Below are 15,460 nucleotides of genomic sequence, written 5' to 3' on the forward strand. Positions count from 1 at the left end.
TTATTTCCTTTTGTGAACCATAGTTACTTTTCAACCCCAAACACACTTCTGCCGCCATATAAAGACGACTGCTTTTTTTCATGATTAACAATCTCTTCAAAATCCGGGCCGCTGATGATGTGATGTTCCAGTTTTCGAGCCTGTTCATCGAGGCGTTTAATCGCATCCAGTTTCTCACTTTCTCCGAGACTTGCCTTTTGTACTGCCGTTTTTAAAACCCGTATTGTTTCATCGTAGACCTTGACAGGAACAGGAAAGGGATGCCGATCCTTACCGCCATGAGCCAGCGAAAAACGGGCCGGATCGGAAAATCGGCAAGGGGCACCGTGAATCACCTCAGCGACCATTGCAAGCGCTAAAACTGTTCTGGCACCTACGCCAGGAGTTAAGAGCAGCTCTGAAAAATCCTCTGGGCCACGTTCAATAGCTGCGGCTATATTGCCATGCAAACGCTTCATGGAAATATTTTCAGATCTGACGTCATGATGATGCGGCATATCCAGATGAGGTAATAAAAGTTGATTGCTATGGCTGGGAACTATTTGCGAACTAATTTGTATAGAATTTTCAGCTTCTGTCAGTATACGTTCGGGTGAAAGTGTCTTTAAAAGATCCAGCTGTGAGCATCTGGAAAATTCAGCGCGCTCATCGGTCAGATTAATAATATTGCCTTGATGACGCCCTTCAATCGCTGCATGAGGTGCATTGATAAAATTTTCCAGACCCTCAGATAACCAATGGTATCGACGCGCCTGTTTTTTACTGGTATTCATGCCCTGCTGAATCACAGCCCATTTCCCATCGTCCGTTACAATAAAACCATGTAAGTAAAGATCAAAGCCATCCTGAATGGCAGCGCTATCCACCTTGGCCACCAGACGGCTGGATTGCGCCAGTTGCTGGCCATTAAAACCAACTTCATGTCCAATGGTTATAAGTTCCTGCGGCGTTTGTCGCGAATATTTCCCACGGCCTCCGCACACATGAATCCCCAGTTCTCGTGACAAGGGATTTAATCCTCTTTTAAGCGCCCCGAGGACACTGGTTGTAATACCTGAGGAATGCCAATCCATTCCCATCACGGCACCAAAGGATTGAAACCAGAAGGGATTCGCCAAGCGCCGCAAAAACTCATCTCGCCCATAATGGTGAATAATGGCCTGACTCATAATAGCCCCCAATTTGGCCATACGTTCGGCTAACCATTGAGGTACTCTGCCATAATGCAAAGGTAAATTAGCGCTGCCTGTTTTTTGAGCCATGATGTTTTAAGACATTAAATAATGCCATTATAGCGGAATTAGCCTGCTTTGTTCTCAAAAAAACAGCAGTATGATGATAAAATCGGTAAAGTTAGCCAGTCATTCATAAAAACAGTAGACACCAGAAGTCTCTATGGCTAAATTATGTCAATTAGTTAAAATAAAAAACGTTTTGCCATAGTTCAAAGCGATAAATTTGCTGTAAGGTTGTAGAAATGCGCTTTTTGTCAACTGTTATCAAAAATAATACGACCTGGTCGGGGCAGCGGTTTTTTTCAACACTGCCGGAAGGTTTGCGTTCCGATTTTAAAACCTTTGGCGCACGGCCTGATCCCTTGAAAGTGCTTGAGTTAGAGGAGCATCATAAAAAAACGGCTGACAAAATGCGCGAAAAATTCCCTCGTGTCATGGAGGGCAGCTTTTTACCGGGAAGGATTGTTTATCGCTTATGTACAACTCCCCCGGCCGAGATGATAGAGAACGGGGGTTTTCGCACGAATGATGAACTCTTTGTGGCCGCAAATTCTGAAACCGGCCTGAACAAAGGCTCAATATGCTTCTCATTACTGCCAGAGGTCGCTGCAGTGTTTTACGATCAGCTTCCTTCTAACCAAAAAAAATATCTCTATGGCTGCTTGCTAAAAGGGGGTTATTTTGCTCCTGGCGGTAAATGGCGGCAAGTGATAGTACCCGGCGCATTCCCGCTGCCGTCTGTGTGGATGGCAAGAGAGGTCATGGGACTTACTAAAGCCCGTAGTTTGCATTTGGGACCCCTGTCTGGGCATTTTGATTGCCAGGAAAAAGTAATATGGGGGGATAAGATCCATGAGTTTACAAAGGATCATTTGCAAATGCCTGAAATTATTGATTGCGGCAATGAGGATCAGGCAATGGAATTTTTCATCAAGGATAGTGAGGATTCTCGAAAATTCCAGGAACAAGTGGATGCTTTTTACAAAAGGAACTGTTTAGGCTGGCCGATTTCGTTAAATTTAACTTAAGTTGTTGTCAAAAAATATGATCAATAAAGTGGATGTGATAGTCGTAGGCGCTGGCGCTGCGGGAATGATGTGCGCTATTGAAGCAGCAGCCCGCGGGCGCCGCGTGCTGATTCTCGATAAAAGTAATAAGCCGGGTAAAAAAATCCTGATGTCAGGAGGGGGCCGCTGTAATTTTACCAATTTATATGCCAGCCCAGAGCAGTATATCTCTCATAACCCGCATTTTTGTAAATCAGCACTCAAGCGTTACACGCAATGGGATTTTATTGAGCTGGTCAAACGTCATAAAATTGCCTTTTATGAGAAAACGGCGGGTCAGCTTTTCTGTGAAGAAAAGTCTCATTTAATTGTGGATATGCTTTTGGCAGAATGCCGCAAAAATAATGTCGATATTAGATTGAATCATTCGATTACTTCTATTGTGAAAAAAGACCAACATTTTATGGTCGTGTCCGGACAGGGAACTTATCATTGTGACTCGCTGGTTATCGCCAGCGGGGGGTTGTCGATTCCCACCCTGGGAGCCAGCCCATTTGGCTATCAGATTGCCGCCCAGTTCGACTTGAATGTTTATCCGACCAGAGCGGGGCTTGTACCTTTCACACTGCATGAAAAGGATAAGGAGCGCCTGGCTGAATTGACTGGAATTTCAGTCGAAAGTTCAGTGAGTTGTAACAGGATTTCTTTTCAGGAAAATGTCTTGTTTACTCATCGGGGATTAAGTGGTCCTGCCATATTACAAATTTCTTCCTACTGGCTTCCTGGACAAGAAGTAAATATTCAGTTTTTACCCCAGACTAACTTGTATGAAGAACTATTACAGGCCCGCCATAGCTCGCCGGATATTTTCTTAAAAACCGTATTATCCCGATTCACGGCCAAGCGCGTTCTGGATGTTTTTTATGAGGCTGAAGTATTGGAAAAGCCACTTAAACAATTCAATCATAAACAATTACAGCAAGTTGCCGAAAGACTGCAGGCATGGTCAATCAAGCCCAATGCCACAGAAGGCTATCGAACGGCGGAGGTGACCTTGGGCGGAGTTGATTGCAATGAAATTTCTTCCCAGACCTTCGAGGCTAAAAAAGTACCAGGGCTCTTTTTTATTGGTGAAGTGCTCGATGTCAGCGGCTGGCTTGGCGGATATAACTTTCAGTGGGCCTGGTCATCGGGTTGGGCTGCAGGTCAGGTAGTTTAGATGTTAAACGTCCTGCAAATGGATTGTAGTCTTGGCAGACTGCCTGTTATCATGCGATGATATTTCCCTTATAAAAATGGCATGCCAGGGAGGCATATTCATGCGATTACCATCCGTCTTACTGGGTTCAATCCTATCGTTTTCCAGTTTTGCTCAAAATGATTCTTTGAAGTTAATCATTAAATATAAAGAGCCAGTTTCCTCCAGCTCGCTTTTACAGCATTTGCAGTCTTCCAAAGACTGGACAATTGACTCCTTAAAGCCGATAGCTGGCGGAGCGTATTCCTTAAGCTTGCACAGCGCGCATTCCAAAGCCGGTCTTTCAGACGAAAAAGAATTGCAAAACGCTATTGAGGCCTTGAAAAAAGATCCCCGTATTCTGTATGTAGTCAAAGATAGAGTAGGGCATTTTAAACCATTGCCTTTGCCTGATGGTCTGGCAGACATCGAACTTAATCATAGCTTGCAGTGGGATGAGTTTACCGCACCTGGCGGTATTATGCTTGAGAGCGGTCCAGACAAACGAGATGGCGCATGGATGTATACGAGTGGAGAAAGCTCTCCCCCGATTGTGGTGGCGGTATTGGATACCGGGGTAGAGGCGCATCCAGCTCTTTTAAATAACTTGTTGAAAGATGGAAAGGGTAATATCTGGGGTTGGAATTTTGCGGGTAACAATCGAAATCTGGCTGATGAAACCGGTTCTTATCACGGAACCCATGTTGCCGGCACCATAGCGGCTGTCAGCGACACCATGTTAGGAGTGGGTGAGCAGCTTAAAATTCTGGCTTTAAAAATACCAGATGATTCCGGGATGTTTTATGAAAGCCAGGTCATCAACGCAATCTATTGGGCTGTGGGTGGCGATGTACCCGGTGTTCCTCATAATCCCTGGCCAGCGAAAGTGCTGAATATGAGTTTTGGTGTGGACGAGCGTCCTGGAAAAGAAGTCGATCACTGCGATGAAGCCTTACAGGAGGCAATGTTTTTTGCCAGACATCAGGGTGCTGTGGTGACTGTTGCCGCAGGAAATGACAATGAGTGGGAGCACTATAATGCCCCGGGTGTTTGTAATGGAGCAATTAGAGTCGCTTCCACTGGGCCTGAAGGTTTACGGGCCTATTATTCCAACTATGGCCCGGGGGTGAGTTTTGCAGCACCTGGTGGCGATGCACGTTATGGAAGATCCGGAGCCATTTTATCCACGGTAAAACCCGGCGGCGGCTATCAGCATAGCGGCTATGATTTTTATCAGGGCACCAGTATGGCCGCCCCTCATGCCGCGGGTGTCGCCGGGCTTGTGTATGCAATTAGCGAGGGTCAGATTACACCTGAAAAAGTTGAGCAGATTTTGTATGCCACAACTCATCCATTTGGCAAAACATCAGACAGCAATAAGTCATGCACAGGTTCCAAGCCTTGTGGGCATGGAATTCTGGATGCAGACAATGCGGTGAAGGCTGCTGCTGCAACTTTTGATGCCATCATCAGTCCGCCCAGTTTCCAGGAGCTGAATCTCAAGGCTTGCCGAAACCACCAACTTACTTCCCAGCCCCTGAAGAATAGTGACTGGAAGCTGATTAAAAAACAGTGTCAGGCCGAAGAAGCCTACTTTACACCTGAGGTTCATTTGCAAGCCAAGCAAATTGTCCTGAATTATCAGGGAGCATCGTATGTGCGGGATATTAGCGCCTACAGCCATTGTCTGTTCATTGGTAAAGACAGTTTCGGTTGTTACTATTAACCCTCAGCAATTATTTTGGGAGTAGCCTGGAAATTTCGGGAGTGTTCATTAAACTGTGTCATTACTCACCGGCACGCCGTCATCTCGAAATTTCCAGGCTAAAACGTGATACATGACAAAACTGTATACTTTGTTAAGTTTGATAAAAGCTAAGCAAGATTTAAGGCTTAAGCCCTTTTCAGACGATATCATCATCGAAAACTACCCCGTATTTAATCAATCACTGGTCATTACTGCCATCAAGCAGGGCGTATTTAAGTACTCTTTCAATAAAAAAAACTGCTATGAAAGTGAGATGGAATTGTTGTGCAATTCAGATCAGCTAAGTTGCATAGAGCCCGATGAGCAAGGAGAGATTGAGTTTTTAATGATAGGAGAAATAGCCTGTCTGAATTCTGATAAAGAGTTTTTTATGAAAATATACAGCCTCACACCCTATAGCCAGGAGTTTTGTTCCCTTGATGAGAAGAGATCGCCAATTAAATTCAAGGACTTTTTTCTGAAGCAGGTAAAGGCTGGCGAACAGGATTGGGTCATCGTTATCTCTCAGTCTGAAATCAGACGTCTCAATGCAATCCTGGGGGATGATCAAGAGCAGAAAGATGCAGTGATGCGCTATTCTGGTCCTGTTCATTTCAAACCAGCATCGACTGATGAGCAGCAATCCTCGTTTATCTCTTCTATTAAATTAATTCTGTAAATGCTGCCTGTAGTTCTTTGATACCGCGTTTAATCTATACTATTTAGAAATAACTCAGGGAAGAAATCCTATGCCAACGGTTAGGGACGCTACATTTGATCTTCTGCGCAAACTGGATCTGCGCAATTTTGTTTCCAATCCAGGCTCTACTGAAGAAACCTTTTTAGCCAATTTTCCAGATGATTTCAATTTTATTCTGGCTTTGCAGGAGTCCAGCGTTGTAGGTATTGCCGACGGTCTGGCGCAAGGTCTTGGCAAGCCTGTGCTCGTGAATGTGCACACTGGTGCAGGCATGGGGAATGCAATGGGCTGTATCCTGACAGCCTATCTGAATAAAACACCGCTGATTATAACGGCTGGCCAGCAAACCCGTGAAATGCTGTTAATGGAACCGTTTCTCACCAATGTGGAGTCGACGACTTTGCCTAAACCCTGGGTCAAATGGAGTTATGAGGTGATGCGGCCTGAAGATGTCCCTGCGGCATTTATGCGGGCTTATGCAACGGCAATACAGGCGCCGCAGGGGCCAGTGTTTCTGTCAATTCCTCTTGATTTGTGGGATGAGGAAATTGATGAAGTGGATGTTTTTCGTTCAACATCTCGAATAGTGGGGCCAGATCCGGAGCGATTGTCTGAATTTGCCCGGAAAATTAATGAAAGCCAAAACCCTGTGTTGATCTATGGCGCCGATGTCGCTCGCAGTAATGCCTGGAAAGAGGCGGTTTTACTTGCTGAAAAACTGGGCTGTCCAGTATGGAAAGGACCTTTTTCCGAATTAGTGTCTTTTCCAGAAGATCATCTTTTGTATCAGGGCGAATTGCCGTCGGCAAAAGGCTTGCTGAGCCAAATGCTTAAAGGCCATGATTTAATTATTGTTATAGGAGCTCCTGTTTTCCGCTACTATCCCTGGATAGCCGGTGACTATTTACCCGAGGAGGCTAGACTGATTCAGGTGACTGATGATCCTTATGAGGCTGCCAAGGCACCAGTGGGAGATTGTCTGGTAAGTGATAGCCTGCTTGCTTTAAAAGGATTATTAGATGAGGTAAAAGAGCGTGGGAGTGACCAAAATTTTTCCACTAATCGTAAACAGGAACGAAGTCAGCTCACGGTTCAACCGGCTTACCCGCTGACTGCAAAACAGGTGTTCGATATCCTGTCAGGGATTGCCCCTGAAGAGTATGTTCTCGTACAGGAATCGCCTTCAAATACTCATGATCTGCAGGAATCAGGTTTGGGCACTGTCGTTAAACCTCATTCTTTTTATACTATGAGCTCGGGAGGATTGGGCTGGGATATGCCTGCAGCAGTTGGGCTGGCTATTGCTGAGCAAAAAAGCGGTCGTGATCGGCCGGTGATTCTGATTATTGGAGACGGCTCATTTCAATATTCACTCCAGGCGATCTGGACGGGCGTGCAGCATCAGACTCATCTTATCATTCTGGCATTAAGAAACGAAGAATATGCCATACTGAAGTCCTTCGCATTACTTGAGAATACACCCAATGTTCCAGGTCTTGATCTTCCTGGTCTTGATCTGGTTTCCCTGGCAAAAGGCTATGGCGCAGAGGCCTCTTTTGCCGCCAATATCGATGAGATTAAAACTGCCTTTCAGCAGGCGCTTGCTTTTAAAGGGGTGACAGTGATTGAAATTCCGATAGAGAAAAAAATACATAAGCTGCTGGGTTATATTTCATCCAGGGATTAAGCGATTGATTACAAAAGAATGCTGCACAATTGCTATACTTTATATATCCAGGAAGGCACTCTAAAAGCATGGACAATAATAATTATGATTTTCGTATCATTGTCATTGATGATAATGTTGAAATCCATAAAGATTTTTTAAAAATCCTAACAAAAAACGCCAAAAATGATTTGGATGATCTTGGCGCTCAATTATTTGATATTGAAAATGTCAATGCCAATGAGTTGATTTTGCCGCGTTTTAAAATCGATACTGCCACTCAGGGCCAAGACGGCGCTGCGCTGATTGAAAAAGCCCTGAACGAAGGTAAACCCTTTGCTCTTGCTTTTGTTGACATTCGCATGCCGCCAGGATGGGACGGCATCGAAACCATAAAAAATATTTGGACAATTGATCCCGACATCCACGTCGTTATCTGTACTGCTTTTTCCGATTACAACTGGGAAGAGACGATACAAGAGCTAGGCCATAGTGATAAATTCCTGATTCTGAAAAAACCTTTCGATCACATCGCGGTCAGACAATTAGCTTATGCGCTGACTCGAAAATGGAAGTTAATTGGCGAATCCAAAGCGTACACACAATCGCTGGAACAGGCTGTAGAAGAGCGCACTGAGGAATTAAAATATCAGGCAACGCATGATATGCTGACAGGATTGGCTAACCGGGCGCTTTTGCATGACAGAGTTCAACAGGCCATTGCTGCCTACAAGCGCCATAAGATAAGTTTTGCCATTCTTTTTTTTGATCTGGATCGTTTTAAACTCATCAATGATAGCCTGGGACATTCCGCCGGCGATGAGTTATTAATCCATATTGCGAAACGTTTACTACCCACTATTCGTGCTTTCGACACAGTATCTCGTCTGGGTGGAGATGAATTTGTCATTGTCGTTACCGAGCTCAAGCAGATTGATTACATTCATACCGTGGCACAAAAGATATTACAGATCATCAAGGAACCAATGACTATTGCCAATCGCAGTTTAAGTATCTCCAGCAGTATGGGTATTGCCACTTATCCAGGGGATGGGGAGGAGGCAGATGAACTACTGCGAAATGCGGATGCGGCAATGTATCACGCAAAAAAACTGGGTGGCGGCCAATATCAATTTTATTCAAAAGAGATGAATGATAAAGTGTTTGAGCAATTGGAACTGGAATCGGATCTTTATCAGGCCGTTAATAATAAGGAGTTTACAGTCTGGTATCAGCCGCAATTCCATATTGAAAATCATAAACTGGAGGCAGTGGAGGCGTTAATTCGCTGGGTTCATCCACAGAAAGGCATGCTGCTGCCTATTGATTTTATTCCTCTGGCTGAGCGAACCGGGTTGATGATTCCTATCGGTGACTGGGTGATAAGAGAGGCATGCCTGCAGAACAAACGCTGGCAGGCAATGGGTTTGCCGCCGATCCGAATGGCAGTTAACCTTACTTCACAGCAAATAAGCCAGCTCGATTTTGTACAAAAAATAAAAACCATTTTGCAGGAAACTCAACTGGCCCCTAAGTATTTTGAGCTTGAACTCAGTGAAAGCTCGATAATCAATGAAATGATCATTCGCAAAATGAATGAATTAAAAGAGATGGGTATTGAGATTGCATTGGATGATTTCGGCACAGGGTATGCCAATTTGCATCATTTAAGAAATCTCTCACTCAATCGACTTAAAATAGATCGTTCATTTATTAATAACATCCAGTTAAATCGTAATGATGAAGTCATTATCCACGCAATTATAGCAATGGCTCGCAGTCTGGATCTTGAAGTACTTGCCGAAGGCGTCGAAACACAAAAGCAGCTCGAGTTTTTGAAAAAGCATCACTGTAACCAGATTCAGGGCTTTTATTTTAGCAAACCCTTACCGGCAGACGAACTCACCTACTTACTGGAGCATCCAGAAGCTATTGAGAAAATATTGAACCAGGAAAATAACATTAAGGAGTGATATGAAACGAATTGGGCTAATCATTACTCTTGTGTTTATTGCTGTGTTAGTCATTGCTTATTGTTATCGTGTCAGCCAGTCGACCTTCCTACCCACTTATTTTCAATATACCGATGAAGAACTCGCTTCTCTAGAATCTCTCCAATCTGCTCAATCAATGACAGAAGCTTCTTTAAATAAATGGGATAAGCTGATGTTTGATCTGATCAAGTCAAATAAACTGGGAGATGCTCCCGCATCCAAAATTTATGCCTATGTGCTTACTGCACAACGCGACGCCGCTTTTTTATCTTATAACGCAAAGCAAGAGTTTATGGGAAGTCTTGATGTGGTTACAGCTAAGGTTCTTTGCCTGTTTTTTAAACAAGATTGTTCAACGATTCAATTTCAGATTAAGACAGATCCCTACTCAGAAAAAATTGCGGAACTGGTTGTAAGTAAAATAATTAAACGCATGGATATCGACAGGAAAATGGAGAAATTATCAGCTGAAAAAAGAGGAACGCTTTATTGGAAAGGAACTACCCCTTACTTTGGCCAGGAAACAGGATCCTGGAAAACCTGGGTAATCAGCTCTCCCAGTCAGTATGTTTCCAAATCTCCCCCCAGGCCTGATTCAGAGGAATGGCAGAGCCAGTTAAAACAGACCCAAACGGCTTTAAAGAATATAAGTCCCGAACAAACGAAAGCTGTCGTTTTTTGGGCGGGAAACCCATCAACTATCACGCCGCCCGGAATTTGGCTAAAGTTTGCAAATGAATATATGGAAAGCGAGCACGTTTCGTTCTCCAAAATGCTGCTGGTACGCTCGGTATTGGCAATGGGTATCGCAGATGAAGTAATCACGTTATTTTATACCAAATATACCTATTGGATAAGACGGCCATTTATGCTTGATCCATCCATTAATACAGTGATGCCAACGCCAAATCATCCCAGTTATCCGGCGGGGCACTCTGGTATTTCAGCCACAGCGGCAGTCATTTTGTCTTATTATTTTCCTGAGAATAAAAAAATGTGGTGGAAAAAAGCAAATGAGGCCAGTTCCAGTCGTGTCTGGGGAGGGATCCATTTTCCAATTGATGCCCAGCAAGGTCTGGTAACGGGTCAACAGGTGGGTGAGGCTGTTATCAAGGCTCAATCGAAATCGCTGAGAGTAAAATGAGTATTCGTCATAAAATTCTCTTAAGTATGCTGCTGGTCGCCTTTTTATTTATACCGGTCAATCTATTTTTATTGGCCCGATATCTCGATGTTAAAGAAAATTTCTTAATAATTATCGAACGAACCGTTCCACGTTTGGAAGCCTTGTTAACCATGAAAAATTTAATTATGAAAATTAATTTTTTTATGAGTTATGATGAAAAATTTTCTCAAAGTTTAAGTGAAAGAGATAGAGAGCATTTGTCGACAGTTAAAGACGAATTTCTATCAATTCTTGAAGAGCTGGGAGAACAGCAAAATATATATCAGAAGTATGAACCTTCCTCTGTCGATCAAAATGGTAAAAAACTTAGTCAACTTCGTGATACGCTAGTGCTGGCAGCACTCGATTTGTTTTTGGCTGGTGAAAGAAAAAGGCCTGTATCAGAGATCACGGTTAAGAAAGGATTTCTTGAAATTAAAGAAAAGAACTTGAATGAATTTATTAATAGAGTGTTAGTCCAGGAAAGCACCCTTCTGGAGGAGGAAAGGGAGAAGACCATTACGGCTTCCACTGCCTTATTCAATTTGTTATTAATACTGAATGGCATCATTATTCTGATTACACTTGGACTAAGTATATTTTTGGCAAATCTTATTTCGAAACCCATTATTAAATTAAGTTATTTTGCAGGAAAAATTGATTATGACCATTTAGCTCCAATGCTGCCTATTCTGACTCGGGATGAAATCGGTGAATTGCAGAGCCATTTAAATGAAATGGTTATGAAGCTGGATCGCGCCAAAACGCGTTTAATTGAAACCTCGCGCTCGGCAGGGGTAGCTGAAATAGCCACCAGTATTCTGCATAATGTAGGCAATGTGCTGAATAGTGTTAATACTTCTGTTGCAATGTTGTCGGAGGCCGCTCAGCATAGCTATGTGGTCCAGTTGCCCAAGCTTTTGTCCATACTGGAGGAAAATCTGGATCATCTCGATGTCTATTTAAAGGACGATGAGCGTGGAAAATTATTTATGCCTTATTTTAAAAAACTGATAGAGCAATTGGAAAGTGAAAAGGTGAAGATGAGTGAGGAATTAAATCAGCTTAATAATAATCTCACTCATGTAAATCAGGTTATTGCCATGCAGCAATCTTCTGGTCAGGCAAGCTCCGAGATCAAGGAAACGATAGACCTTGAGGAGCTGATCGAGGATATTCTTCTTTTATATGCTAATCGGCTGCGAAAAGCGAGTATCAATGTAGAACGTCAATATAACAATATTTCCCCAATTATTTCAGTAAGAACCAAAATCCAGCAAATCATGATTAATCTGATCAAAAACGCAATCGATGCCCTGATACTTGGTGAGCAGCATGAAAAACGTCTGATTATCAAAGTTGAAACAACTTCTCCATCTCTTGTCTGCATTACAATACGTGACAATGGTATAGGGATTCAGAAGGATGATTTAACTCGAATCTTTTCTTTTGGATTTACGACTAAAAAAGAAGGACATGGCTATGGACTGCATAATTGTGCTCTATTAGCTTGTGAACTTGGCGGTGAACTGCGAGTACAATCCAAAGGCAGCGGGCAAGGAAGTTCTTTTACCCTTGAAATTCCATATTGATCAGTAACATGCAGGCGGGATTCATTCCTTGTAGCAAGAGAGTGAATCCCGCTTGAGCGGAGAATTAGCCTGATAAACAAGCGTTAAAATGGGGAAGGGGAGCTGTGATTATCGGAATTGGGAGTCACCCCCTGAATCCATTTATTTTGAATTGACTCGGTTCCTGCTCGATAAATTTCAGAGCCCAGACGCTCTCGTAGTTCTAGCAAGCCCTTAGCGCCTATTTTCATAATCTCTAAAAATTCCACTCCATTATTTTTCAAAGCCAGAACCTGTTTAGCCTGACAGGCAAATCCTGTCTGCTCCTGCTCATCCAGAGACAGAAATTCTTCTACGGAAATTCCCTTGGAAAATAAATCGCAGGCTTTTTCCAAAAAAGGATTAGAGAAACTCGATTGCTCAGACCCTTGGTGTGTTTGAATGCGCTGATCTCTGATTAATTTGAAAAAGTTTTTTTGCTGCGCTTCGGTAACTTTTAAAATTTTGGATAGATAAGGTGACAGTTCTTCCAGTTCCTTATCAGTTAAGCCTATCCTATTGACAGCGGTGTTTGAACCACTGCTTAACCTGGAAGCCTCACTCAAAAAGCCATTCATGCTCTGAGCAAGATAGCTAATGGTAGATTTTAGTTTGCTGTTAATCTGGCTGGTGAAGAGTTTTTGCAAAGCAGACATGTAGATTTGAGTCGCTTCATTTCCCGATGTAACAGCTAACAATATGCCGCGATAATAGAGAAACGAATCACTATCCTTAGATACTACATAGAGCTGGGTATCAGAGGTTTCAAAATATAGCCTATCTCGCTGAGGATCGCTTTTAATCTGTTTGTAAGTGATTAGCTTCATTTGCAATAAAGCATTTTGCAAGGGCCTTGAATCGCTGCCCGGGTTTATTGTGAACTGCGTTTTATTTGATGTCGTCATATATCCTATCTCCTCCTGAAAAATCTGTTCAATTGTAAATCAAATGGAATTGACTTGTAAATAAAATGATCTAAATGGATTTAATTTAATCTTAATATTTAAATATAATCATCAGGTTAAATTTGGGTTAAAATGACATAATTTTGCTATTTAAAGAGAGTTCGAGTGAGTAAAAACATTCCAATGGCTGATCATCAACCCTTGGACTTATTAAAAAAATGGCTGGACGAAGAAGCATCTGCCGGAGCGCAATATGCACGTCATGCCGTTTTATCCACGCAGGGTTTAAATGGCGCCGGTCATGGCCGTGTGGTTGCTATTCGCGAAATTTGCGGGGAAGAGCTGCTTTTCTTTACGCAGAAAATCACAAGAAAAGTGCAGGAAATACAAAACAATGCCCGTGTTTCCCTTACATTCTGGTTTGAACGCCACGCACGAGAAGTGATCGTCGAAGGCGAGGCGCGTTTTTTATCAGGAGAAGAGAATGCCAGTTACTGGAATGCCTATCCAAAATGGGCGCAAATTCGTTTTTGCAGTTATGCCCCCACATCCGGTCTGCCCATAAAGAATAAGGAGATACTGGAAAATAAGCGAAAACAGATTGAAGAGACCGCAGGACAGAACCCGCTCCCTCTTTCTCCTGACTATTATGGAATTGCAGTTAAACCACAGCGCTTTCTATTTTACAGCTATCGCCTTGATGAACTGTCGGATGTATGGGAATATCACTCAGAACCTCAGGGATTCACCGTCAAACGGCTATCCCCTTGAATGCAAAGAAGTGTAAATAAAATGGCTTTTACATTTTCTTTTGCTGATAAAATTGAGCTTTGTTGAAAGGATGCATCAGGAGAGAATACATGAATAGACCGGTTGTTATCGTTGACCCTTTATCGTCGGGGATCGATTTAGCTCCGGCTTTTAAATCCAGAGGCATACCCGCCATTGCAATTACCTACAAAACTTTGGAAGAGATAGGATTTGGTCTCGACGTACAGACCTCAGATTTTATCGAAATTATTCCTGATCAGCCTAATCTTGCAGAGATTCTTAAAAAATTCAATCCGCTAGCTATTATTCCAGGAGATGAACGAGGCGTGCCCCTTGCGGAAAAACTGACTGAAGTATTAACTCCCCATCTCGCAAATGATCCCGGAAAATCACTTCATAGAACACATAAAGCGTTCATGCAAGAAGCATTGCAGGAAGCAGGGATTCCTTTTCTTAAGACAGTTAACACAGCATCGAAAAAGGAAGTGGAGTTATGGATTAAAAACAATGGACTGATCAATTCTCCTTTAATAGTCAAACCGCCTGTATCCGCGGGCAGCGATAAGGTTTTTCATATTAACGCAAATCAGGATTGGAAAAAGGCTTTTGATAAAGTGCTGCATGAGCCATCTAAAACAACGGGTAAAAACAGTGAAACGGTGGTCGTGCAGGAACAGGCTTTGGGTACAGAGTTTGCCGTAGGAACAGTGAGCGCTAATGGAAAGCATTACCTCGCCCATTTAATTCAATACAATAAAACCTCAATTCATGGCCGTAAAACGGTTTTTGATTATGTTGAATTCCTACCTTATTGCGATACGCATCATCGAGAATTATTTTCCTATACTCAAAAGGTTCTGGATGCTTTGGGCATCCGCTGGGGGGCCGCGCATACTGAAATCATGCTCACCTCAAATGGGCCGCGACTTATTGAGTCTGGCGCCAGAATATGTGGCGGGCCCACTGTGCGATTTGCCCGTGAAGCCACAGGCAGCAGTCAGGCTGACAAATTAGTTGAAATCTATGTTGATGGAGATGTTCTGACCCAGGAATATCAATTTAAAAAATCAGTTGTACCCGTTTTTTTGAAATCACCTGCAGAAGGGATAATCTCCAATGTCGAAGCGATGGCTGGAATTTATCAATTACCCACATTACTGGATGAATACATTTGGTTTAAAAATGGCGACCGGGTTCCTCATACAGTGGATTACTTAAGCAGTATTGGAATTATTGCTTTGGCCGGAGAGCGGCAAATGATTTTTTCAGATTATAAAAAAATCCGGAGCATGGAAGCTGAGCTAGTGGTTTCCCCCCTTGTCCTGCATTGCTAACAATCTATACCTTTCCAAAGTAAAAAGCGAAACATAACTTTTTGAACTAGGTACGTGACTTGGAAAGCCAATGTAATCTTGATGCAGCG

Annotated in this window: 12 protein-coding genes; 10 read left to right on the forward strand and 2 right to left on the reverse strand. The window is 42.9% G+C overall.

The window, feature by feature from the left end; genetic code table 11:
* Nucleotides 1-23 precede the first annotated feature (23 nt).
* Complete coding sequence (locus B1207_RS10305; RefSeq protein ID WP_112219892.1) at nt 24-1,262, reverse strand: DUF763 domain-containing protein; 1,239 nt, start codon at nt 1,260-1,262, stop codon at nt 24-26.
* Nucleotides 1,263-1,477: 215 nt separating this feature from the next.
* Between B1207_RS10305 and B1207_RS10310 the strand changes: the two genes are divergently transcribed.
* The 8 genes from B1207_RS10310 to B1207_RS10345 all read left to right on the forward strand — a co-directional run bounded on the left by B1207_RS10310 (nt 1,478) and on the right by B1207_RS10345 (nt 12,343).
* Entirely contained in the window at nt 1,478-2,263 is a 786-nt protein-coding gene (locus B1207_RS10310) for a hypothetical protein (RefSeq protein WP_112219893.1), read from the forward strand.
* Between the two features lie 19 nt (nt 2,264-2,282).
* On the forward strand, nt 2,283-3,461 hold the full coding sequence (locus tag B1207_RS10315; RefSeq protein WP_112220006.1) for an NAD(P)/FAD-dependent oxidoreductase: 1,179 nt from the start codon (nt 2,283-2,285) through the stop codon (nt 3,459-3,461).
* Nucleotides 3,462-3,561: 100 nt separating this feature from the next.
* Nucleotides 3,562-5,205: a S8 family peptidase gene (locus tag B1207_RS10320; RefSeq protein WP_112219894.1), complete on the forward strand. Its 1,644-nt coding sequence runs from the start codon at nt 3,562-3,564 to the stop codon at nt 5,203-5,205.
* Between the two features lie 112 nt (nt 5,206-5,317).
* The gene (locus tag B1207_RS10325) at nt 5,318-5,905 is read left to right on the forward strand and encodes a hypothetical protein (RefSeq protein ID WP_112219895.1); all 588 of its coding nucleotides are present in this window, start codon (nt 5,318-5,320) and stop codon (nt 5,903-5,905) included.
* A 70-nt stretch (nt 5,906-5,975) separates the two neighbouring features.
* Complete coding sequence (gene mdlC, locus B1207_RS10330) at nt 5,976-7,613, forward strand: benzoylformate decarboxylase (protein ID WP_112219896.1); 1,638 nt, start codon at nt 5,976-5,978, stop codon at nt 7,611-7,613.
* 68 nt (nt 7,614-7,681) lie between these two features.
* Nucleotides 7,682-9,565, forward strand: a complete 1,884-nt coding sequence (locus tag B1207_RS10335; RefSeq protein WP_112219897.1) for an EAL domain-containing protein — start codon at nt 7,682-7,684, stop codon at nt 9,563-9,565.
* Between the two features lies 1 nt (nt 9,566).
* The gene (locus tag B1207_RS10340) at nt 9,567-10,730 is read left to right on the forward strand and encodes a vanadium-dependent haloperoxidase (protein ID WP_112219898.1); all 1,164 of its coding nucleotides are present in this window, start codon (nt 9,567-9,569) and stop codon (nt 10,728-10,730) included.
* Nucleotides 10,727-12,343, forward strand: a complete 1,617-nt coding sequence (locus B1207_RS10345) for a sensor histidine kinase (RefSeq protein ID WP_112219899.1) — start codon at nt 10,727-10,729, stop codon at nt 12,341-12,343. Before B1207_RS10340 ends, B1207_RS10345 begins: the two co-directional genes overlap by 4 nt.
* An 83-nt stretch (nt 12,344-12,426) precedes the next feature.
* Here B1207_RS10345 and B1207_RS10350 read toward each other — a convergent pair whose 3' ends face one another.
* Nucleotides 12,427-13,266: a hypothetical protein gene (locus B1207_RS10350; protein ID WP_112219900.1), complete on the reverse strand. Its 840-nt coding sequence runs from the start codon at nt 13,264-13,266 to the stop codon at nt 12,427-12,429.
* 183 nt (nt 13,267-13,449) lie between these two features.
* Between B1207_RS10350 and B1207_RS10355 the strand changes: the two genes are divergently transcribed.
* Entirely contained in the window at nt 13,450-14,037 is a 588-nt protein-coding gene (locus B1207_RS10355; protein WP_112219901.1) for a pyridoxamine 5'-phosphate oxidase family protein, read from the forward strand.
* An 89-nt stretch (nt 14,038-14,126) separates the two neighbouring features.
* On the forward strand, nt 14,127-15,371 hold the full coding sequence (locus tag B1207_RS10360) for an ATP-grasp domain-containing protein (protein WP_112219902.1): 1,245 nt from the start codon (nt 14,127-14,129) through the stop codon (nt 15,369-15,371).
* The last annotated feature ends 89 nt before the right edge of the window (nt 15,372-15,460 follow it).

This window comes from Legionella quinlivanii (assembly GCF_003265995.1).
Lineage (GTDB): Bacteria > Pseudomonadota > Gammaproteobacteria > Legionellales > Legionellaceae > Legionella_C > Legionella_C quinlivanii_A.